Annotated in this window: 18 protein-coding genes and 1 pseudogene; 10 read left to right on the top strand and 9 right to left on the bottom strand. The window is 55.1% G+C overall.

Going from position 1 to position 22,004, the window contains the following annotated elements; translation table 11 throughout:
- Positions 1-64 precede the first annotated feature (64 nt).
- The 4 genes from NI000_RS26955 to cydC are packed head-to-tail and all read left to right on the top strand — an operon-like array spanning position 65 to position 5,948.
- A complete protein-coding gene (locus NI000_RS26955) occupies positions 65-1,474 on the top strand; it encodes a cytochrome ubiquinol oxidase subunit I (RefSeq protein WP_253414455.1) in 1,410 nt (469 codons plus the stop codon).
- Positions 1,458-2,474: a cytochrome d ubiquinol oxidase subunit II gene (cydB, locus tag NI000_RS26950; protein ID WP_253414454.1), complete on the top strand. Its 1,017-nt coding sequence runs from the start codon at positions 1,458-1,460 to the stop codon at positions 2,472-2,474. The genes NI000_RS26955 and cydB overlap by 17 nt, the downstream gene beginning before the upstream one ends.
- 1 nt (position 2,475) lies before the next feature.
- Positions 2,476-4,203 carry a thiol reductant ABC exporter subunit CydD gene (cydD, locus tag NI000_RS26945; protein ID WP_253414453.1) on the top strand — a complete coding sequence of 576 codons (1,728 nt, stop codon included), beginning with the start codon at positions 2,476-2,478 and terminating at the stop codon, positions 4,201-4,203.
- The gene (gene cydC, locus NI000_RS26940) at positions 4,200-5,948 is read left to right on the top strand and encodes a thiol reductant ABC exporter subunit CydC (RefSeq protein ID WP_253414452.1); all 1,749 of its coding nucleotides are present in this window, start codon (positions 4,200-4,202) and stop codon (positions 5,946-5,948) included. Before cydD ends, cydC begins: the two co-directional genes overlap by 4 nt.
- A 500-nt stretch (positions 5,949-6,448) precedes the next feature.
- Here cydC and NI000_RS26935 read toward each other — a convergent pair whose 3' ends face one another.
- Positions 6,449-6,679, bottom strand: a complete 231-nt coding sequence (locus tag NI000_RS26935) for a cold-shock protein (RefSeq protein WP_090670294.1) — start codon at positions 6,677-6,679, stop codon at positions 6,449-6,451.
- A gap of 86 nt (positions 6,680-6,765) precedes the next feature.
- Entirely contained in the window at positions 6,766-6,966 is a 201-nt protein-coding gene (locus tag NI000_RS26930; RefSeq protein WP_036686470.1) for a cold-shock protein, read from the bottom strand.
- Positions 6,967-7,302: 336 nt separating this feature from the next.
- Here NI000_RS26930 and NI000_RS26925 point away from each other — a divergent pair, with 336 nt between their 5' ends.
- A complete protein-coding gene (locus NI000_RS26925) occupies positions 7,303-8,253 on the top strand; it encodes a sugar-binding transcriptional regulator (RefSeq protein WP_253414451.1) in 951 nt (316 codons plus the stop codon).
- Between the two features lie 43 nt (positions 8,254-8,296).
- Positions 8,297-8,635 (top strand): hypothetical protein, encoded by a 339-nt coding sequence (locus tag NI000_RS26920; protein ID WP_054974376.1) that lies wholly within the window; start codon positions 8,297-8,299, stop codon positions 8,633-8,635.
- Between the two features lie 93 nt (positions 8,636-8,728).
- Here the strand turns inward: NI000_RS26920 and NI000_RS26915 are convergent, their stop codons facing one another.
- The 7 genes from NI000_RS26915 to NI000_RS26885 all read right to left on the bottom strand — a co-directional run bounded on the left by NI000_RS26915 (position 8,729) and on the right by NI000_RS26885 (position 15,853).
- Positions 8,729-9,490, bottom strand: coding sequence for a Cof-type HAD-IIB family hydrolase (locus tag NI000_RS26915; RefSeq protein WP_253414522.1), 762 nt, complete (start codon positions 9,488-9,490; stop codon positions 8,729-8,731).
- A gap of 43 nt (positions 9,491-9,533) precedes the next feature.
- Positions 9,534-10,580 carry an ABC transporter ATP-binding protein gene (locus tag NI000_RS26910; protein ID WP_253414450.1) on the bottom strand — a complete coding sequence of 349 codons (1,047 nt, stop codon included), beginning with the start codon at positions 10,578-10,580 and terminating at the stop codon, positions 9,534-9,536.
- Complete coding sequence (locus NI000_RS26905) at positions 10,577-12,334, bottom strand: ABC transporter permease (protein WP_253414449.1); 1,758 nt, start codon at positions 12,332-12,334, stop codon at positions 10,577-10,579. Before NI000_RS26905 ends, NI000_RS26910 begins: the two co-directional genes overlap by 4 nt.
- Before the next feature lie 19 nt (positions 12,335-12,353).
- Complete coding sequence (locus tag NI000_RS26900) at positions 12,354-13,418, bottom strand: ABC transporter substrate-binding protein (protein WP_253414448.1); 1,065 nt, start codon at positions 13,416-13,418, stop codon at positions 12,354-12,356.
- Between the two features lie 117 nt (positions 13,419-13,535).
- Positions 13,536-14,393 (bottom strand): Cof-type HAD-IIB family hydrolase, encoded by an 858-nt coding sequence (locus tag NI000_RS26895; RefSeq protein ID WP_253414447.1) that lies wholly within the window; start codon positions 14,391-14,393, stop codon positions 13,536-13,538.
- A gap of 26 nt (positions 14,394-14,419) precedes the next feature.
- Positions 14,420-15,163: an MBL fold metallo-hydrolase gene (locus NI000_RS26890; RefSeq protein ID WP_253414446.1), complete on the bottom strand. Its 744-nt coding sequence runs from the start codon at positions 15,161-15,163 to the stop codon at positions 14,420-14,422.
- A 210-nt stretch (positions 15,164-15,373) separates the two neighbouring features.
- The gene (locus tag NI000_RS26885) at positions 15,374-15,853 is read right to left on the bottom strand and encodes an NUDIX domain-containing protein (RefSeq protein ID WP_253414445.1); all 480 of its coding nucleotides are present in this window, start codon (positions 15,851-15,853) and stop codon (positions 15,374-15,376) included.
- Positions 15,854-15,968: 115 nt separating this feature from the next.
- On the opposite strand from NI000_RS26885, the pseudogene NI000_RS26880 reads away from it, so the two are divergent.
- The 4 genes and pseudogenes from NI000_RS26880 to NI000_RS26865 all read left to right on the top strand — a co-directional run.
- Positions 15,969-16,414, top strand: a pseudogene (locus NI000_RS26880) (Rpn family recombination-promoting nuclease/putative transposase); the annotation flags it as partial.
- 164 nt (positions 16,415-16,578) lie between these two features.
- Positions 16,579-19,167: a YhgE/Pip domain-containing protein gene (locus NI000_RS26875; protein ID WP_301292715.1), complete on the top strand. Its 2,589-nt coding sequence runs from the start codon at positions 16,579-16,581 to the stop codon at positions 19,165-19,167.
- 209 nt (positions 19,168-19,376) lie between these two features.
- Entirely contained in the window at positions 19,377-20,363 is a 987-nt protein-coding gene (locus tag NI000_RS26870; RefSeq protein ID WP_253414443.1) for an alpha/beta fold hydrolase, read from the top strand.
- Between the two features lie 53 nt (positions 20,364-20,416).
- On the top strand, positions 20,417-21,946 hold the full coding sequence (locus NI000_RS26865) for a hypothetical protein (protein ID WP_301292714.1): 1,530 nt from the start codon (positions 20,417-20,419) through the stop codon (positions 21,944-21,946).
- Positions 21,947-22,004: the final 58 nt, after the last annotated feature.

The following is a 22,004-nucleotide window of genomic DNA, read 5'->3' as shown; positions in this document are numbered from 1 at the left end:
TCACAACAATCCGTGACGGTTTGCCAAAACAACAGGTTCAGGAGAAAGGTGGAATAGGAATCCCATGGATGTAGTGATGCTCTCGCGCATACAGTTTTCCGCAACGACGATTTTTCACTTTATTTTCGTGCCCATCTCGATCGGATTAGCGCTGATGATTGCGATTATGGAGACGATGTACGTAGTCAAAGGCCAGGAAGAATATAAACGGATGGCCAAGTTCTGGGGCAAATTGTTTCTGATCAATTTCGCCGTCGGCGTGGTCACCGGGATTTTGCAGGAATTTCAGTTCGGTATGAACTGGTCGAATTATTCGCGGTTTGTCGGAGACGTCTTCGGCGCTCCGCTGGCCATCGAGGCTTTGCTGGCGTTCTTCATGGAATCGACGTTTATCGGCTTATGGATCTTCGGATGGGAACGGCTGTCGAAGAAGGTCCACCTGGCCTGCATCTGGCTGGTGTCCATCGGCACGACGCTGTCGGCGTTCTGGATTCTCGCGGCCAACTCCTTTATGCAGCGTCCGGTAGGCTTCGCGGTCAATAACGGGCGAGCGGAAATGAACGACTTCCTCGCTCTGATCACGAACGGCCAGCTGTGGTGGGAATTCCCGCATACGGTGTTCGGCGCTTTTCTGACCGGCTCCTTCTTGGTGGCCGGGATCAGCGCCTGGAAGCTGCTGAAGCGCCAAGACGTATCTTTCTTCAAAAAGTCGTTTCAACTCGCGATCGTGATCGCCTTGATCTCCTCCGTCGCCGTAGCGCTGTTCGGCCACCAGCAGGCGCAATACCTGGTTGCCACCCAGCCGATGAAAATGGCGGCCAGCGAAGGCCTGTGGGAAACGAGCAGCGATCCTGCGCCTTGGACGGTCACGGCGTTCATCGATCCGGTGAAGCAGCAGAATACGATGGAAATCAAAGTGCCGTATCTGCTCAGCTATTTGTCGTACAGCAAGTTTTCCGGCAGCGTGCCGGGGATGAAAGACCTTCAAGCGGAATACGAGCAAAAGTATGGTCCGGGCAACTACATTCCGCCGGTGCGCACGACGTTCTGGAGCTTCCGCATTATGGTAGCAGCCGGCTCGATTATGATTTTGCTGGGTCTGTACGGATGCCATCTCGCGGCCCGCAACAAGCTGGAGCAAGCGGGCAAGTGGTTCCTGCACGCGATGGTGTGGGGGATCTCCATGCCGTTCATCGCCAACACCTCGGGCTGGATTATGACCGAGATCGGCCGTCAGCCGTGGGCCGTATTCGGGCTTATGCGCACCGAGGACGGGGTGTCCCCGAGCGTCAGCGCCGGGCAGGTGCTGTTCTCGCTGATCTCGTTCACCGGCGCCTATACGGTGCTCGCTATCGTCATGGCCTACTTATTCATCCGAGTGATCAAAAAAGGGCCGAATGCCGTCGATCATGCCGAATTCGCGCATACGGACGATCCATTCGACAGGGAGGGACAACATGCTTTCTCTAAATGAGCTTTGGTTTATTCTTGTAGCGGTTTTGTTCGTCGGCTTCTTCTTTCTGGAGGGCTTCGATTTCGGCGTGGGCATGTCTGCGTCGCTGCTGGGCAAAACCGACGGACAGCGCCGCGTATTAATTAATTCGATCGGCCCGTTCTGGGACGCGAACGAAGTCTGGCTGCTGACGGCGGGCGGCGCGATGTTCGCGGCTTTCCCGAACTGGTACGCCACGCTGTTCAGCGGCTTCAACACGCCGCTTGTCGTTCTTCTGCTGGCCTTGATCGGCCGGGGCGTCGCCTTCGAGTTTCGCGGCAAGGTCGACAATCAGCGCTGGAAGAAGACCTGGGACGGCGTCATCTTCATGGGCAGTCTGCTGCCTCCGTTCCTGCTCGGCGTCGTCTTCGCCTGCCTGCTGAAAGGCCTGCCGATCGACGGGCAGATGGAAATGCGCGCCGGATTGTTCGATATCGTGAACGTCTACAGCGTCATCGGCGGAGTGACGGTCACGGTGCTGTGCCTCGTGCACGGCCTGATGTTTACGACACTGCGGACGACCGGAGACTTGCAGGATCGGGCGCGTGCGCTGGGCGGCCGGCTGCTGATTCCACTTGCGGGGCTGCTGGCGGTATTCGGGGCGATGACTTACGCGATGACGGACGTATTCCAGGTCCGCGGCGGCATTTTGTCAGTCATGGCCGTTGCCGGGGTCGCCGCGTTCGTATTGGCCGGCGCCTTTAACGCCAAGAAGAAGGACGGCTGGGCATTCGGCATGACGGGAGCCGTGATCGCTCTGGCGATCGTTGCCGTGTTCATCGGATTGTTCCCGAGGGTGATGATCAGCTCCATCGACAGCGCGTTTAACCTGACGATCCACAATGCCGCTTCCGGTCCGTATTCGCTAACCGTGATGACGTACGTCGCTTTAGGCCTGCTTCCTTTCGTGCTCGGCTATCAAATCTGGAGCTACTTCGTCTTCCACAAACGCGTGCACGAAAAGCAGCACCTGGAGTACTAACATGGGAAAGGCGCTGCTCGGTTATCAAGGAATCAAGCCGGTTCTCGTCATCATGACCTTGCTGACTTTGGTGCAGAGCGCCGCCATCCTAGGTCAGGCGGCATGGCTGGCGGAGGTCGTCTCCGCCCTGTTTGCCGGCAAGCCGCTGCAGGAGCTGACAGGGACCACGCTGCTGTTTCTGCTCGCATTTCTGCTTCGCCAGGCGACGGGACTCGTCCAGCAAAGGATCGCGTATCGCTATGCCGAAAAGACGGGCGCGAGCTTGCGCAAGCAACTGATGGAGAAGCTGTTCGAGCTCGGGCCAAGGTTCGCCAAAACGGAGGGCACAGGCAACCTGGTTACGCTGGTGCTGGACGGAATCTCGCGGTTCCGCACCTTTCTGGAGCTGGTGATTCCCCGCATGCCTTCCGCGGGGGTTACCCCTGCGGTCGTGCTGGCATACGTGTTCTGGCTCGATGCCGTATCGGGCGTCATTTTGCTCGTGACAATGCCGATTCTCATCGCGTTCATGATCTTGATCGGACTCGCCGCGCGCAAGCAAATGCAGCAGCAGTGGCAGTCTTACCGCGTCTTGTCGAATCATTTTGTCGATTCGCTCCGCGGGCTGGAGACGCTGAAGGTGCTCGGCCGCAGCCGCTCGCACAGCGAAACGATCGGGCGGGTGAGCGATAAATACCGCTCGGCGACGATGCGCACCCTGCGCGTGGCGTTCTTGTCGTCGTTTGCGCTCGATTTCTTCACCATGCTGTCCGTCGCCTCGGTAGCCGTCAGTTTAGGGCTGCGGCTGGTGAACGGCGACCTCATGTTAGTAACGGGGCTCATGGTGCTTATTTTGGCGCCGGAGTATTTCCTCCCCGTCCGCTTGGCGGGGGCCGATTACCATGCCACCTTGAATGGCAAAGAAGCCGGCGAGGCGATTCGGGCGATTCTGGATCGGCCGTCCGGGGCAAAAGCCGCGCCCGAGCTTCCGGCCTCGTTCGTCTGGAACAGCGACAGCGAGCTGACGCTTTCCCGGATACAGGTGCAGCATGAGCCGGAAGGACCACCATCGCTGCAGAACGTGTCCGTGCGAATCCGGGGCTTGCGGAAAATCGGCATCGTCGGCGAGAGCGGCGCAGGGAAATCGACGCTGATCGACGTGCTGGGCGGGTTTCTGCATCCGACGGAAGGAAATATTGAACTTGACGGCTGCAAGGTTCGTTCCATGCACGCAGAGGCTTGGCTTAACCAAACGACGTACATTCCGCAGCATCCGTATTTGTTCCACGGCTCTTTGGCGGACAATATTCGCTTCTACACCCCGGACGCGCCGCAGGAAGAAGTCGACCGGGCGATCGCCGCGGCCGGACTTGCCGAGCTCGTTGCCGGTTTGCCGGGCGGCAGCGGGGAAATCGTGGGCAATGGCGGGCGGCCGCTGAGCGGCGGGCAAGAGCAGCGTGTCGCCCTGGCCCGCGCTTTTCTAAGCCGGCGGCCGGTGATGCTGCTCGATGAGCCGACCGCCCATCTGGACATCGAGACGGAGTACGAGCTTAAAGACACGATGCTTTCTTTGTTCGAGAATAAGCTGGTGTTTCTGGCGACCCACCGCTTGCACTGGATGCCGGATATGGACTGGATCATCGTCCTGCATCAGGGGCGAGTCGCCGAAACAGGCACGCACGAGGAATTATTGGCGAACAAAGGGATTTATTATGAATTGATCACATCGCAGCGGGAGGGGATATCATGAAGCGGGAAGCTTGGCTGCGCCCGGAGTCGCGGGCCTTTTACTGGCGGTTCGCGGCGATTGTGGCATTAGGGGCGTTAACGGCCGGGTGCGCCGCTTCCCTGATGTTCACTTCCGGCTATCTCATCTCCAAGTCGGCACTGCGGCCGGAAAATATCTTGATGGTCTACGTCCCCATCGTCTTGGTCCGAACCTTCGGGACGAGCCGGGCGGTCGTGCACTATGTCGAACGCCTCGTCGGACACGATACGATCCTGCGCATGATCTCGCACCTGCGCGTCCGGTTGTATCGGCTCCTCGAACCGCAGGCGCTGTTCATCCGCTCCCGCTTCCGCACGGGCGACATGCTTGGCGTGCTGGCTGACGATATCGAGCATCTGCAAAACGTTTATCTCCGCATCGTGTTTCCGGGAGCGGCCGCTTTCATCGTGTTCGTATTGTCGGTTGCGGCGCTGGGCTGCTTCGACGGTAGGTTTGCGCTGTTGACGGCCATTTATTTGTTGATTCTCGGCCTTTTGCTGCCTGTCGCTTCCTTAGCCGTAACGCGGAGGAACCATACGCTGATCAAGCGACAGCGTGGCGGCCTATATCGGAAGCTGACTGACGCGGTGCTCGGGATGAACGACTGGGTCGTCAGCGGAAGAGCGGCGAGCTTTATTGAAAGCTACGAAGCCGACGAAGCGGAAATGGCGAGACTGGAACGGCGAACGAGCGATTGGACGCGGCGAAGAAATGCGATCGCCCAGGGGGTGGTCGGCCTCATGGTCGTCTCCATGATCTATTGGGCGGGCCAGCAAGCGGCCGACCAGCGAATCGCCGCGACCTTGATTGCCGCCTTCGTGCTCGTCGTGTTCCCGGTGGCGGATGTGTTCCTGCCTCTTTCGGAGGCCGTGGAGAAGCTGCCGCAGTACCGGGAGTCGCTGAACCGGCTGTCGGGGATTGGCGGGCAGGCGGGCAGCTCCCCTGCCCCAGTGCAGGACAACCCGGAGGCCGCGGCGCTCTGGAAAACGGCGCATATTCAGGTCGATAGCGCCAGCTATCAATATGAAGCAGGAAGCCGACGGGAAATCGACCACGTATCCCTGGATCTTCCGCAGGGGAAGAAAATCGCGATCATCGGCCGCAGCGGCGCAGGCAAATCGACCTTGCTGAAGCTCATTCAGGGGGCGCTCTTCCCTACGGAAGGCCAAGTTACTGTGAACGGCAGGCCGGCGCATTCGCTTGGCGACGGCATCTCCGGCGTCGTCTCGGTCTTGAACCAGAGTCCGCACCTGTTCGATACTTCGGTGGCGAACAATATCCGGCTCGGGAAGCCCGAAGCCTCGGACGAAGACATTCGCCTGGCAGCCAAGCTCGTCAAGCTGGATGCCCTGATCGAATCGCTGCCCGCAGGCTATCGGACGCCCATGCACGAAACGGGGCAGCGCTTTTCGGGCGGCGAACGTCAGCGGATCGCGCTTGCGCGCATCCTGCTGCAGAACACCCCGGTCGTGCTGCTGGACGAGCCGACGGTCGGCCTCGACCCCCGGACCGAACGGGATCTGCTGGCTACGATTTTCGATACGCTGCGGGACAAATCCTTGATCTGGGTTACGCACCATCTCGTCGGGGCCGAGCAGATGGACGAAATTATATTTATGGAAAACGGCCGCATCGAAATGAGAGGCACGCACGCCGAACTCATGGAGCGCTATCCGCGCTATCGCAATTTATACCGTCTGGACCGGCCGGGCGAGCCGGTTCTATAATTCCAACCCTCCTTAAAGGGCGGTAAGCTACTGCTGCTGACAGCCATTGTCGGTAGCTTTTTTGCATGCTTTCAACTTTCGGTTAAATTTAGTTACTAGCCATTGGGTACAAGCTTCAACCGCTAAAACGATAAGCACAAAGGAAACAAGGACCACCTAAAAAGGTCGTCCTTGTTCAGAATGTTGAGAAACCCTATCGGTAGAAAATCTCAGAGAAATAGAGGTGGGGTATATCCCGTAAGAGTTTTACGTCCGCCTTTGAAACCCGTGAAAATACCGCTAATTGTAATCAAGTTCACGGGTTTCAAGAGCGGCTGGAGGGATATACCCCACCGGCGTATGCCGAGAATTTTATACGCGAAGCGGGTTTCTCAACAAGCTCGACAAGGACCACCTAAAAAAGGTCGTCCTTGTTCTTAAAACGCTGGGAAAGGGAGCCGTGACCGTTCGGATCTTCAGCTCTTGAGGAACGCTTGCATGTATGGACATGCGATCGTGGGCTACGAGATTTGTATGCCTTTCTTGAGCGACTTCAGGTCGCCATTCGGATTGACCAGCAAGGGCAGCATCTTCACACTACGAACCATCGGGGAGTGGCACTGCCGGCATACCGGCACATCCTCGAACGCAAAGTTGTCCCGCATCCAGCCCTTACATCCTTCCTTGCTGCAAGACCAGATCGTCGTGTTTTCCTCAGGGATATCCTCTAACGATTTCTTTTGAAAGTTCACAGTTAACCCCTCCCTTGATTTAAAAACCCTTGATCCTAAAAAAACTGCCCTCAACACAAGTTAAGGGCAGTTTGCTTGGGCTTACATTACAGCTTTACAACATTTTCGGCTTGCGGTCCGCGGTTGCCTTGCACCACATTGAATGTGACACGCTGGCCTTCATCCAACGATTTGAAGCCGTCACCTGTGATCGCGCTGAAATGCACGAATACGTCGCCGCCGCCTTCCATTTCGATAAAGCCAAAACCCTTGTCGGCATTAAACCATTTTACTGTACCTGTTTGCATCGTATGACCTCCAAAATTTGTTTTAACATGTCTTTTTTATCCTTCAAAGAAATAAAAAATTCACATATTGAAAAAGGTTCCATCACACAAATGATAACCCTTTACAATATGTGAATTCACAGGTCAAATTTATGATTAACCTAAGCTTACCATAATTAGATCCAAAAGACAAGTTTGTTACCGGAAGTAAAGTCAGAAAAATAGTAAATGCCCGTTAAGCTCGGGGCAGCCGAGTTGAAGGACGAGTTTTACGGATTCTTAACTTGACCCTTCGCCTGATTAACCTTATAGTTACTACAAATGTATGAGGTGAGAACAAATGTTAGGCGGTCGTTCATGTTAAATTCCGAGGAAAAAAAGCTAATCGTGAAAATCGCGAAGCTGTATTATTTTGAAGCTTGGACCCAGGAAAAAATTGCGGTGAAATTCGGCATTTCACGGCCCGCCGTCTCCAAGCTGCTCCAGAAGGGACGCGACGAAGGCGTCGTGGAAATTCTCATTCATGACGATACGCTGGAAACCGGCGATCTGGAGAAGGAAATCGAAGCAGCCTTCGACCTCAAGCAAGCGATCGTTGTGCCTACCCGCGACTTGAAGCAGGAGCTGGTTTACAGCACGGTCGGCAAAGCGGCGGCCGGTTTTGTGCTCAAGGCGATGAAGCAGGCCGAGCGCATCGGCGTATCGTGGGGAACGACGCTGTTCCACGTCGTGAAAGAGTTTCCTTTTGAAAAGAAAGAGAACCTCAAGATCGTCCCGCTTGTCGGTGGGATGGGCAATGACAAGACCGAAATCCATGCCAACCAGATCGCGTACGAGCTGTCCAAAAAACTGGGCGTAAAATGCGAATCGCTGTATGCTCCTGCGGTGGTGGAAACCGAAGAGCTGCGGGATAAAATCGTCGAGCTTCCGAACATTTCTTCCGTTCTGGAGGAAGGCAAGCAAATCGATCTGGCACTGGTCGGCATCGGGAATCCGTTTGCCATGTCGACCATGGAAGAAATCGGCTATTTGAACCAAGAGGTGCTGCAGCAATTGAAAGCCTTGAACGCGGTGGCCGATATCAATTCCCGCTTTATCGATCAAGACGGGGCCCTTTGCAGCCACTCTATCAATAATAAAGTGATCGGCATCGAGCTGGAGCATCTGAAAGCCGTAAAGCTGGTTATCGCCATCGCGGTCGGACTGCACAAGGTGGACAGCATCCTTGCTGCGCTGAAAGGCAAGTACGTGCATGTGCTGATCACCGACGAGCCGACCGCATCCAGCCTCGCCGCGAAGTTAAAATAGAACCTTGATCGCAGCCGAACGAACCGCCAACGGAGGGAGCCTCATGAAAGAAACCCGGCTTGAAACTTTTCTGTACTGCAACGATTGCAAGCAAGAGCAGGATCATGTGATCAGTTACCTGAATAAACGGATCTCCGAGATTGAGTGTCAGGCGTGCCATCGGCGGCTTTCCATGCAGATCGATCTTTCGCATGAGCTGTACGATGAGCTGTTTACCAGAATCCGTACCAAGCCCGCCAGAATGACCGAAGAGTACAGGCGACATGTCAGCCAGTTTCTGCTCACACTTCCGGCCAGGGTCGCCAGCAAGCCTTACCGGGTGTACCGGGAATGGAAGGAAATTCGCGGCTTTTTCCATAAGTACCGGGTAAGGAAAGGCTGAGCGCGGCAACCAAAGCGCTTTTTCCCAAATCCGTACAAAGAAAGAACCTTCAACCCACGAAAGCGGATTGAAGGTTTCTTCTATATATACTGCCTACAACAAGCCCACAAGTTCAAGCCCATACGCAATACCGTCATGACTGACATCCTTTGTAATGTAACGCGCTACTTTTTTCACGGATTCCGGCGAGTTCCCCATCGCCACGCTGTGGCCGACATATTGGAGCATCTCCAGATCGTTCAGGTTGTCGCCGAAGGCGTACACCTGCTCTCGCCGGAAGCCGAGCTTATCGATGAACCGCTCGATGCCCTGCGCTTTTGAGCCGCCGAAGGGAAGCACGTCCATGGACAGCCGATGCCAACGGACAAAGTCCAGCTTCCGGAACCGCTCGATGTAGCCGGATTCGTCCTGTTCGGTGCAGAACAGCATCGTTTGGTAAATATCCCGGTCTGCGTAAAAATGCGGATCGTATTCGGGATGCGGATATTGCAGCGTCCCGATGCTTTCCTCGACGTACGGATGACGCCTGCTGCTGCTTCTCATGCCTTCCTCGTCCAAATAAACGAGCGGATGACCTTGCTGCAGCGCGTATTCGGATAACGAACGAATGACCTCCGTCGGAATCGGGTTGGTATAAATCAGCTTGCCGTGCAGCATCACATATTGGCCGTTGAAGCCGACGAAGGAATCGATGCCGAGCTCGCGGCGCAAAGGCTCAAGCATGAACGGAGAGCGGCCTGTCGCAAAAGCGACCTCATGCCCCGCCTCCTTCAGCGTAAGGATGGCTTCCTTCGCGGAAGCAGGCAGCCGCTTGTCATGATCCAGCAAGGTCCCGTCGATATCAAAAAAAATCATGCTTCGCGTTCGGGTCACATCAACACCTCGGTGCAGTAAAATTCTATAGCTGTTCTTCCGCCGGCAAGTGGAGAGAGACCTTATCGTGCAGTTGAAATTGCAGCGGCGAGCTGATCTCCCATTGACCGTCCTCGGACCGGACATGGTAATGGAATTCTTTTCCCTGAAACTGCACGTTCGTCACTTCCCCCGTAATCCCGGCTTGCGCCGAAGAACCGAGCTTGAACTGGTCGGGCCGGACCGGGTACATGCCGCACGACTTGAAATGATCGGCGACGCGGCCGCCCTGCCACTGAACGGTACCGTCCGAGCCTACCGGCACAAAGCTGTCGCGGTTCCAGCGTCCGCGGATCAGGTTGGCCTTCGACACGAACTTCGCGACAAATTCGGTTTCCGGGCGCAGGTAAATGTCCTGCGGCGTCCCGATCTGCTCGATGCATCCGTCCTTCATCACGACGATTCGGTCCGCCATGGCGAGCGCTTCGCCCTGATCATGCGTCACGTACACGATGGCCGTTCCGGTCTGCCGGTGAATCGCTTGAATCTCGCGGCGCATATCCATGCGCAGCATCGCATCCAAGCTGCTGAGCGGCTCGTCCATCAGCAGCAGCGACGGCTCCGCCGCAATCGCGCGGGCAATCGCCACCCGCTGCTTCTGTCCGCCAGACAGCTCGTGCGGCATGCGGTCGCCGTGCTGCGCCAATCCGACCATCTGGAGCACGCTCGCAATGCGTTCCTGCTCCCGCTCGCGAATATAAGACGGAGTTTCCTTATGATGACGGATCGGAAACCGGATGTGCTCCGTCACATTCATATGGGGCCACAGGGCAAAAGCCTGAAACACCATGCCGATTCTCCGCTTCTCCGGCGGCAGGCTGAAACCCGGCTTCGCTACCGTCGTCCGGTTCATGCGGATCTCGCCGGCGGTCGGCTGCTCGAAGCCTGCGAGCATGCGCAGCAGCGTCGTTTTGCCGCAGCCGGAAGGACCGAGAATGGCGACAAACTCGCCTTTTTCTATCGTTAAATTCAAAGGCTTCAGCGCCTGAAAAGCTCCGAACGTTTTGCTGACTTCCACTAATTGAATGCTCATGAAGACTGGACTCCTTTTTGGGCTGAGAACTTCCGAACCAGATGCAGAAGCCCCATCCCCACCATAATCAAGAGGACGATCAGGCTGGACAACGCGGTAGAGTACAGCGTATTGCCGGCTTGCTCGAAGCCGAATATCGTCACGCCGATCGTTTGCGAGCCGGTTGACCATAGGAGCGCGGATACCGTAAGCTCCGTGAACGCCGTCAGGAAGACGAGGAATGCGCCGCTCAGCAGCCCCGGCAGCAGCAATGGAAGCAGGACGAAGGCCCACTTTTTCCAGAATCCCGCGCCGAAAATATGCGCCGCCTCCTCCATCGAAGGATCGATTTGCGTGAAAGCGGTAATGCCCGCCCGCACCTGCAAAATCATGAACCGGCATACATACGCGATAAACAAAATGCGGATCGAGCCGTAAATGCCGGGATTCCAGCCGGGAATGGGCTGCATCCACGCGAAGATCATCGCTAGGCCGAACACGATCCCCGGCAGCGTATAAGGCAGGGCCACGGCAAGCTCCGCCGATTTGGTCAGCCACGAAGGCTTGCGCACCCGCACATAAGCGAGCAGGGAGCCAAATACGAGACAAATGACCAGCGTCGTCGCCGATAGTGTCAGACTGTTTTGGATCGACTGCCATACTTTTTCATTTTCCAGCAAAATGTATTTATAGTTCGAAAGCGTCAAATTCGCCGGTTGAAAAGGAAGCCCGTACGCCTTTTTCAAAGAAAGAGCGATCATGGACACCAGCGGCACGACCGTGATGACCGCTAGAAATGCCCATACGGCTGCGGTAACCCAAGTCCGGTGCTTCCCCAGCGTAAAGCGCGGGCTATTATCGACGACGACCGTATCGGCCGCCTTGATTTTGCGGACCGCGAGCCATTGCAGAAGCGTGCCGATGATGGCGATCACGCCCAGCATGACGGATAAAGCGGCGCCACGGGAGAAGGCGGACGGGCCGAAGCCGATAATCTCTTCGTAAATGAGTGTGCTAAGCACGGAAATCTGCTTCGGAATGCCCAGGAACGCAGGGATGCCGAAGTTGTCGAGCGAGGCCAGAAACGCCAGCAGCCCGCCGGCCGTCAAGCCGGGCAAAGCCAATGGAAGGGTGACCAAACGGAACGTTTTCCATCTTCCGGCCCCGCTGGCTCTTGTCGCCCACTCCAGATCGCGCGGGATTTTTTTCAGCACATCCACGGTCAGCAAATACACCAGCGGAAAATGATGAATCCCCATGACGAAAATAATGCCGCCGTAGCTGTACATGCTCCACGGCTTGGCATCCGGGTTCACCAGATGCAGCAGGCTGGCCGCAATCCCTTGGCTGCCCATGAAGGAAGACCAGGACAGTGTCAGGACATAAGATGGCAGTATAAAAGAAAGCAGCATCGCCATATGCAGCGTTTTCTTGTGCTTGATGTCGCTGTAGGCCATCAGCCAAGCCGCCAGCACGCCGAGCGCAATCGAGACGAGAGAGGAGCCGGCCACGATCACGAACGTATCGTTTAACGTCTTCCACAGGCGGCTCTGCTGCAGCATTTCCGAGTAATGTGCAAGCGTCGGACCGGCGGTGCCCTGCATGCTTAAAACGATCAGCTTGCCGATCGGTAGGACGAAAAAGACGAGCAGAAGTATAAAGGCAACGCCTACAAGCACTCGTTTCGATAGAAAGGAAGGAAAGGACAAGGGGACGGGCTTGTCCCCTTTCTCCTCATGGGTCCGTTCAAGCCGTATCTGTTTGGAATCGATCATAGACTATGCGCTCCGCTTCTTATTGCCCGAAGACGGAGGTGAACTGCTTCTTGTCCGCTTCGCGGGCTTCCGCCAATTTGGAAATCTCCGAAGAAATGACTTTAAATTGGTTGATGCTTTTCAGTCCTTTCGGGGCTTCTACGCCTTCGCGGATCGGCGTATACCCGATGCTGGAAGCGAGCTTTTGGCCGTCTTCCGACAGGACGAAGTCCACGAACGCTTGGGCCGCTTTTTCGTTGGCCGCGTTTTTCAAAATGCCGATCGGCTCGGTAATGACCGGAACGCCCTCCGAAGGATACACCAACTCAACCGGGGAGCCCTTCGCCTTCTCGCGGGCGACGAGGTAATCGACGACCATGCCGTACGATTTCTCCCCGCCGGCTACGGCGTTCAGCACCGCCCCGTTTCCTTTGACGACCGCGACGTTGTTGGCCTTCAAGCTCTTGAAGAAATCCCAGCCGAAGCCGTCCGTACGGGACAGAACGCCGACGTTATACGCTGCTGCGCCGGAGTACAGCGGGCTCGGCATGATGGCGGCATCCTTGCTCTCGGCCGCGGCGAGCGCCTTCCAGGACGTCGGCGGCGTTTTTACCTTTTGGGTGTTGACCGCGAGCACGGTAGCCATCACTTTCGTACCGGAATAAGCGCCGTCCGGATCGACGAGATCTTTCGGGACTTTCGCCAGCTCGGGCGATTTATAGGAAGCGAGCAGATTTTGCTTTTTCAAGCCTTCGAACGTCACGGCGTCGGCCAGCAGGAGAACGTCGGCCTGCACTTTGCCGGCTTGATTCTCCGCTTGCAGCTTCGCGGTGACTTCTTCGGTGCCGGAACGGAAGCTTTCCACCTTCACATCCGGGTATTTTTTATTGAAAGCCGAGACGAGCTTCGAGACATCGTCTTCCGGCTGGGACGTATAGAACGTAAGCTTGCCCGAGGGCCCGTTCGCACCTTGCTTGGCAGGCTCCTGCTTCGAACCGGGCTGCGCTCCTTGGTTAGCCGCCGGTTGTCCGCTTGTGCCGCAACCGCTGAATACGAGTAATGCCGTCAAGCTCATCAGTAAAGAACCTTTTTTCAACAACCTCATTCTCTCCCTACGCGATGTATTTGGTATGTGTATATATGTAGTATAAAGAGCATTTGTCAAACGGCTGTTAATTTGAATGGCAACCTTTATAAACACCGCATGAACCGATCCGGTAACTCAGGATAAAAGGTAACGCCGAACCGCTTCAGCCACGCCGTCTTCCTCGTTGCTTGCCGTCACCGCGTCCGCAGCCTGCTTCACACGGTCGCTGCTGTTCGCCATCGCAATGCCGAGCCCCGCCCACCCAAGCATGTCCACATCGTTGTCGTAATCGCCGATCGCCGCGACTTCGGCTGCATGCATCCCGTACATCCGGCACAGCGCTTCGAGCGCCGTTCGCTTGCTGACGCCGGCCGCATGGATATCGAAGCGCCGCTGTCCGGTTTTCGTCAAAGCCAATTCGTTCCACGACCGCAGCTCGTCGTATAGCCTGACCAGCAATTCGGGGTCTTCGCTAATGATCGTCGCTTTGTACAGCGGTTCGGATACCGACTCGGCGAAGGCGGCCAGACGGCCAACCTGCTTCACCCTGATAAGGTCGGCTTGCTCCCCATAGTTCTCATAGGTCAACGGCTTGTCCGGATCGATGACGACGTTAGCCAGCGGCCAACTCGCGTTCATCTCGTTCATATGCTCTACAAAAAGCGTCCGGTAGCCGTAAAAATGTACATATGCGCCTGCTTCAGCCGCCAACTCCGCGATACGTCTTGCCGCATCGGGCGGGATCGGAAAGCCTTGCACCCGTTCGCCGGTTTCCGCATCCAGAATGACGGCGCCGTTGAAAGCAATCAAGCAGCCGTTCATCCCTACATGCCGGGCGTGGAGCCAGACCGATGCGGGGAAGCGCCCCGAAGCGATGGTGACGTTCACCCCCTCTCGAATCGCGGCTTGCAAAGTGTCGCGAACGGCGGGCGTGATGATTTTGCTGCGGTTCAGCAGCGTGCCGTCCATATCCAAGGCGAGTAGTCGATACATGGCTTCGCTCCGTTTCAATGTGTAGGTTAGACCGTGTACATGCTGGCCGAGTCGGGCAGAAACACCGGGCCGCCGAAGACGGCGCTTGCCGTTTGTTTCATCAGCTCGAAATTCCCGTCACTGGGCAAATGCACGAGCACCAGCTTCTTCACGCGTGCTTTCTCGGCAATCGCGGCCGCTTGACCGGCGTCCATATGTCCTTGCCCCGTCGTGTGGTAGCTGCCTTCGCAGATCGTCGCTTCACATAGAAAAATATCCGCGTCCCTGGCCAGCTCAATCAACGATTCGCAATAAGAGGTATCGCCCGAATAGACGAGGACCTTGCCTTTGTACGTGATTTTGACCGCAAAACAGGAAATCGTATGCTCGACAGGGACGAATTCGATGTCCGCGCCCGCGAGCCGGACTTTCAAATCCGGGCGGATCGGCGTGATGTCCGAATGCGGACCTTGCAGCTTGACGAGCATATCCGACGGCTCTTCCGGCGCGAAGAGCTTGAGCTTCTCGCTCATCCGGTTCGTGCGGAGAGCTCCGACGGCGGCGTATTGCAATATCCCGATATCCGCCATATGATCGTGATGCAAGTGGGACAGAATGACGCCGGACAACCGCTCGACACTCGTATGGTAAGGAAGCCGGCTCATCACCCCGCTTCCGCAATCCAGCAAAATCTGCCCCTCGTCCGTTGTGACCAAGTATCCCGCAGTTGCTCCGCCGGCAGAGGGATACCCTCCCCAGTAGCCTAAAATCGTTACCTGCAATGCCCTCACCTCAAGTTGTCGTTTTCCATCGCTTTTTACATTTGTTCTTGTCGTGTACATTTGTCATAAATATAGGTCTAAAGGGGTGGAGGGTCAAGTTAAGATACTGTAAATGACCCGGACAAGCCCTGCGCAGGCAGGAGCATTGGAGGAAGCACATCTAAGGTTTAAAGCATGAAAAAGAGCTCCTTCATGAGGCCATGGCGGAGCTCCTTTTCGCTAAGCATCCGATTCGTTCAATCGATAAACGGCCCTATTGGCCGTGTTCGGCTCCGGCTTGGCTTGCTGTTTCCGCAAGAGGACATCCCCTTGATTGCGAGCGGCATCTCTTATCCTTTGCACGGTAAACTTGGAGATGGGCGCAGGGAGCTTATCCACCAAGAAAAATCCGACTTCGGCGATTTCTTTACCGTCCGGCACGGGCGTCCCCTCCCATTCCGTTACTTTAAAGTCAAAAACGTAGGCGTTGCGTCCGGATAAATAATAGATGCCCGACAGCGTAAAATCGGCGGGGTGCATCGCCACCTGGATTTCTTCCTGGCACTCGCGGATGGCGGTTTCCCATGCCGCCTCTCCCTCTCTTTGCCGGCCTCCCGGCAGCCCCCATTTCCTTTTTCCGTCCGCATGACGAACCAGAAGAACCCTGCCGGCATCGTCGAAAATGACAAAGCCTGCCCGAATGCTTGTTTTGGACGGCATATCCGCTCCACCTCCTATGGGAGTAGTGTATGCTGCCAAGGTCCAAAAAGAGCGAGGCCGATTTTTCCGTCCACCTAAATCCTGTGTCTAACGAAATCGCAGCGTGGTATAATGTTTCCTGCCCCACGACCGCTACCACAGCGTCTTTCACCTGCGAGAGGATCATACGCTGATTCCCCTGATCGACGACCTCGAGGTGCACTTTATCGAGCTGCCGAAGCTTGACGATCGCGCCGTTCCGATGGAAGGCGGCCTGGTCAACTGGCTGTTGTTCCTGAAAGGCGCGGATAAATCCAACTGGGAGGTGCTGGCCATGAACGAACCGACATTGAAGAAGGCGATGACGACGCTCGAATTCCTGAGTCAGGATGCCGAAGCCCGCAGGCTGTACGAGGCGAGCAAAAATATTTGCACGATGAAGCTTCGATGATTGAAGGAGCGAAGACGGAAGGAAAAATTGAGGTCGCCAAAAATATGCTGTCGATGGGCCTCGATATTCCATTGATCGTTAAAGCAACCGGATTAACGGAAGAAGAGATTCACGCCTTGAAACCGATGTGAGCCATCTTCGGATAGGAACGCCAGCCTTTCGAGGTTGGCGTTTTTGCTTCTTCCTAAATTATATCGCTTCAAATGCACCGGGAATGTTGTATAATACTATACTATACTATACGTAAAAATATAGGGAGCTTGTTCTCCTGGCACAATGAAAGGTACAGATAACAATGCGAAAAGTTTCTCTACGGACGGTTTTGCGCATATATACTCACGATATCCGGCGTATTGTTACGAATTGGGTCACCCTGACGGTGGTTTGCGGGCTAGTTCTTTTGCCATCGCTATACGCTTGGATTAATATTTATGCTTCCTGGGACCCCTACTCCAATACGAAGGGCATCAAGGTCGGGGTCGTCAACAACGACAAGGGCGGTACGCTCAAAGGGGTTACCTTTAACATCGGGGACGAAATCATTCACTCGCTGCAGTCGAACGAGAAGCTCGGCTGGACCTTCTATAATACGAAGGACGAGGGCATAGCCAAGGCGGAAAATGGCGAAGTGTACGCCACCATTGTGATTCCCGACGATTTTTCGCTGAAAATGAGCACGATGCTCAGCGATCAGCCGGTTAAGCCCGAACTGGAATATTACGTTAACGAAAAAGAAAATGCCATTGCCTCGAAAATGACGGATGCGGGCGCCTCGACGATCCAACGGGAGATCAGCACCTCCTTTATCGAAACGGTGACGGGAAAAGTGTTCGAAACGCTGAATAAAGCCGGCGCCGAGCTGGATCAGCAGTACCCGCAAATCGAAAAATACAAAAATTTGCTTTACACCCTAAATGAAAATATGCCGAAGCTGAATCAAAATCTGGACGAGATGCTGAACCGGGCAGAGAACGGTTTTACCCAGATGGATAAGACGGCAAATCATGTCCCTGCGGTTCAGGATACGCTCGGCAAACTCATCGAGCTGAACGACGGATTAAGCAAGGATATGTACAAAGCCAGCGACGATTTAAAAGAAATCGCGCCGGATGTGAAAGAGGACCTGTATCGGCTACAGACGATTTTCAACCGATTAACCGAGACGACCGAGGATGTAAACAACCAGCTGACGGTGTATAAGCCGGAGGTGCTCACCCAGCTCGACAACGCGGTCACGGATCTCGACCAGCTGCAGGAGCGGGTGAAGGATACTTCGGAGCAATTGGAAAAAGCGGGCGTAACGGTGCCCGAAGAGACCCTCGCGATGGCGAGCGACATTGCAATCGAACTGAACCAATTCCGGGTGCTTCTGTTAGATTTAAAAGCCAAGATCAAGGATGTTAATGCGGCAGAAAATATTTTAAATAAGCTGCAGCCGATCAACGACCGGCTTCTGGATAAAATCACCAAATTCCAGACTGCCGTCAATGCACTGCTGGCTCCGCTCGATGAAGCCTTGAACATCCGGACGTTTGCCCGTCTCCGCGACAATCTGGAAAAAATACGGCAGCTGTCTGCCGAGATCAGCTCGTTTACCAGAAATTTAAGCACGACGCTGGCCTATAAAAAATCAGACTTGGACGGCAAGCTGTCCCAAAACATCGAGATCATTAGCGACATGATCAACAGAATTCTTAAAAATGCCAACTCGTTGGCCAAATCCTCCGCTAAAGGATCGTTCCAGCTTAGCAAGGACTTGAAACACCTGGCTCAAAGGCTCGAGGAGTGGAAGGGCAAGACGGCCGATCTCCGGAAGAACATCGCGAACAACCATAACCTGGAAAAATTACTGCCGGATTTGACCCGAATGAACTTCTCGATTGCGGGAGATATCGGCAAACTGTCACTTGCGCTCGACCAGACCCTGTTTCCGAAAACGGAATCCTATCTGCAAAAAGGCTCGCTCCTTCTCGCCGATGTAAACGTGATTCTTGGCAACACGCAGGAGGATTTGGCCGCCGCGAAGGATTTGATGACGAGCATGTCATCCGGAGGCAAAGTGGCGGTGGACGATATCCGGAATTTCAAGGAGCGCGTGCCGGACCTTCAGCAGCGCCTGAGCGACCTGACGGAGGTCTTCCAAAAAATCGACAGCACGGTCGATGTCAAGGACATGATCAAGCTGCTGCAAAACAGGGGCATCGCAGACAGTAACTTCCTTGCACTTCCGGTAACGATGAGCACGCACCCGTTATTCCCGATCGCCAACTACGGAGCGGGCATGACGCCTTTCTATACGACGCTGTGCTTGTGGGTCGGTTCGCTGCTGCTCACGTCTCTGCTCACCGTCAAGTTCCAACCGGCGGATTTCAGCTTTACCTCGCACGAAGAGTATCTGGGCAAATACCTATTGTTTGCCACCTTATCCGTGCTGCAGGGACTCATCGTAGCGCTTGGGGATATTTTCTTGCTGAAAATCCACATTCAAGAGCCCGGGTTGTTCATCGGACTTACGCTGTTTTATTGTGTTGTCTTTTCTATGATCGTGTACACGCTGGTCACGCTCTTTAACAATATCGGCAAATCGATCGGCGTTGTCCTGCTGGTGCTCCAGCTCGCCGGTTCGGGAGGCACGTTCCCGATTCAGGTGACACCGGCTTTCTTTCAAACAATTCATTCCATGCTGCCATTTACCTATGCGATCAGCGGGCTGCGGGAAGCGCTCGCCGGGGTAAGCTACCCGACGCTGATGAGGGATGTCTGGACGTTGGTCGGCTTTTTTATCGCCTTTTTGGGCATAGGTTATATATTCAAACCGACGCTCACGTCCTTCTTGGGCAAGTACTCCAAGCAGCTGCATCATTCAGGTGTTATTGGACACTGATTTTCCGGAAAATTCAATGGATACGCCAGCCTCAGAAGGCTGGCGTTTTTTTCTTGTGCGCCTGAATGACCGCATGTATACTATCGATAAATAAGGTTAGAGAAGTGATTTCCATCCTGCAAGTTATTGGCAAACGTAGGAAGCTTCTACTGGGACTAGGCCTTCTCGCTCTGCTCGGGATCGCGTCCCTAGTGCCGGCACGGACTCCCTTGATCCGTGACCCGCAAGGCGGCGTTGTCCCAGACAGCGTAGCCAGCCTTGAACAAGTAACGCTGGGGGGCACGGAGCAATCCATCCTTGTTCGCAGCCGCGATAAGCGGAATCCGATTCTGCTGTTCTTGCACGGCGGCCCGGGCTATCCGCAAATTGCATATGTGCGGAAATATCAGCAGGAGCTCGAAAATCATTTTACGGTAGTCAACTGGGATCAACGCGGCTCGGGGAAATCGTATCGGTGGGGAATGACCGAGGGCGATTTGCAGGTCGATAAGCTCGTTCAAGACACTCACGAATTAACCAACTATTTGCGTAAAACATTCAACCAGCCGAAAATTTTCCTTGCCGGACATTCGTGGGGGAGCCTGCTCGGGATATGGACGGCTCAAAAATACCCGGACGATTATTATGCATACATCGGGATCGGGCAAGTGGCCAATTCCCCGGAAGGTGAGAGGCTTTCTTATGAATTCGCCCTTCGCGAGGCAGAGGCCCGCAGCAACGAAGAAGCGGTCCAAGCCCTGCGATCGATCGGCTCCCCTCCCTATGCGAATCCCCGCAAAGATACGACGTTGGAGCGGAAGTGGGTGACCGCCTTCGGCGGCTCCGAGCGACAAATCGACTCGAATGCCGATCTGATCAAAGGCATCTTGTTCTCGCCGGAATATACCCTCTTGGACGGAATTCGGTTGGCCCGGGGAAACGCGTTGTCGCTTCGCGCCATCCGGCCTCAAACGGAAAATACGAATTTATTCGAAACGGTCCCGGAACTAAAGGTGCCGGTCTATCTGGCTATGGGGAGATACGACTATATGACGCCCTCGGAGGTGGCTTACCGGTATTACGAAAAGCTCCTTGCTCCGAAAAAGCAGTTCGTCTGGTTCGAGGAGTCCGCACATTTCCCTCACTTTGAAGAAGCCGATAAATTTTCCAGAATGATGGCCGATATAAAAGAAGAAACCCGTAGGACCTCTCCCTAATGATACATTTCTCGTCTAAACTTATAGTTTACCAAATGGAAAGGATGATTGGATTGAAGCCGAACGTTGGAGATATATATTGCGTATACGTCGAGCAGCTGCAGCGCTATGCTGCGTGTCAGGTTACCCGAATCGAGGAAAAGGCTAAGCCGCTGGCCGCCGTGCTGGAGCTTGACTGGACCGGGGACAAGCTGCCCACGGAAGAAGAGCTCGACAAGATGAAGCCGCTGTACTGCGATTATTACTTTTGGAACAACACGCTTGATCATTCATATGTCACAGCGCAGGTCCCCAAACATTACATTTTGGCGGGAAACCGGCCTCCGCTCGTCACCGAAGAAACAAACAGCTACAGCGGCGGTTGGCATACAGGCAAAAGTATGATCAATCAATTGAAGTGGCGGAGCATTCCCGAAAATCGGCGCCGTTCGTTCAAGGAAGCGGCAAAGGACAATACGCCGGTTGTCGTGGGCGGCGTCCAGTTGGCCCGCTCGGCCAGCGCAGTCAATCCCGTCGCGCTCCGGGAGTTCTCCGACTTGTCCACGCTGGAACAGCTGCCCTGCCTGACGCGCATCGCCGCCGACCGTCCCTACGACTCACTGCTGCCGTATGTTAACGGCAATCCGTTTATTTACGAACTGCAGCTGGAAAACCACGGCTATACGTCAATTGACCTCCGAAGCAGCAACCTAGAGCGCCTGATCCTTCAGGCGGATGGATTGGAGGAGCTGTTTTTAAATAAAGGGTTGACCTTTCTATCGTTAACGGGAACTCCTTCGCCCAAGCTGAAAATCCATGCCGAAGACGGCGGACAATGGCTAACGGCCGCCTTTACGGATAACGTGCCGCCGGTATGCGGTCTCGAACGTTTGGCCGGACTGCACGTGACACAGGCGAAGGATCTGGATCTTGGACCGATCGTCCAAAGCTACCCGCATTTGAAGGAGCTGCGTCTATGGGGCAAGCCCGGCAACGTCGTTAATCTTCAACAACTCGAACAATTAACGAGCCTTAGAATATTCAGCACCTACGATATGTTTGGCTTCTCCGGCGAAGCATTTCCCGGTCCGGACCGGCTGCCGAACCTTACGTGGCTGTGGATGACCAGCCTGCCCGCCGACGCCGCCAAAGCGATTAAGGACAAATATAAGAAAGAAGCTCCCAAAGGTCTGGATCTGTCGATCACCAAGCCGCGCAAGCCCGAATGGCTGGCCGAAAATCTTAATAATCCTTTCCGCGACTGGGACGGACGGGAGCACATCACGGCAACCCAAGCCAAGAAAGCGATGAATCTGTACAAAAAGACACTGGCGGCCATGTCGACGTTACCAGAGCAAATCCGGGGCGGCGGCATGACGGCAGTCGAGGCGGAATCCGCGCTGGACAAGCTAGTGTCCGACTACACCAAAGCGTTCAACCAAATGGACCGCAGCAGCGGCTTTATCGAAACGGTGGAGCGCGAGGAAATTTATACGGTGCTGGAGGACCTGCTCTGCGGGGCACGGCAGCAGTTGTCTGCCGCAGGCGTCGAAGTGGACGTGGATAAGCTGTTCGACACGTTCGATAAGCTGCGCGACTTTTAACGCCGGTAACCTTTAACACAGTAAGCCAAAAAGGGAAGCCCCGCTATAGCAGCGAGCG

The sequence above is a fragment of the Paenibacillus tyrphae genome (assembly GCF_024158745.1).
GTDB lineage: Bacteria > Bacillota > Bacilli > Paenibacillales > NBRC-103111 > Paenibacillus_G > Paenibacillus_G tyrfis_A.
The sequence above is the reverse complement of the archived record's forward strand: the minus strand, read 5'-3'. Positions and strand labels throughout refer to the sequence as shown.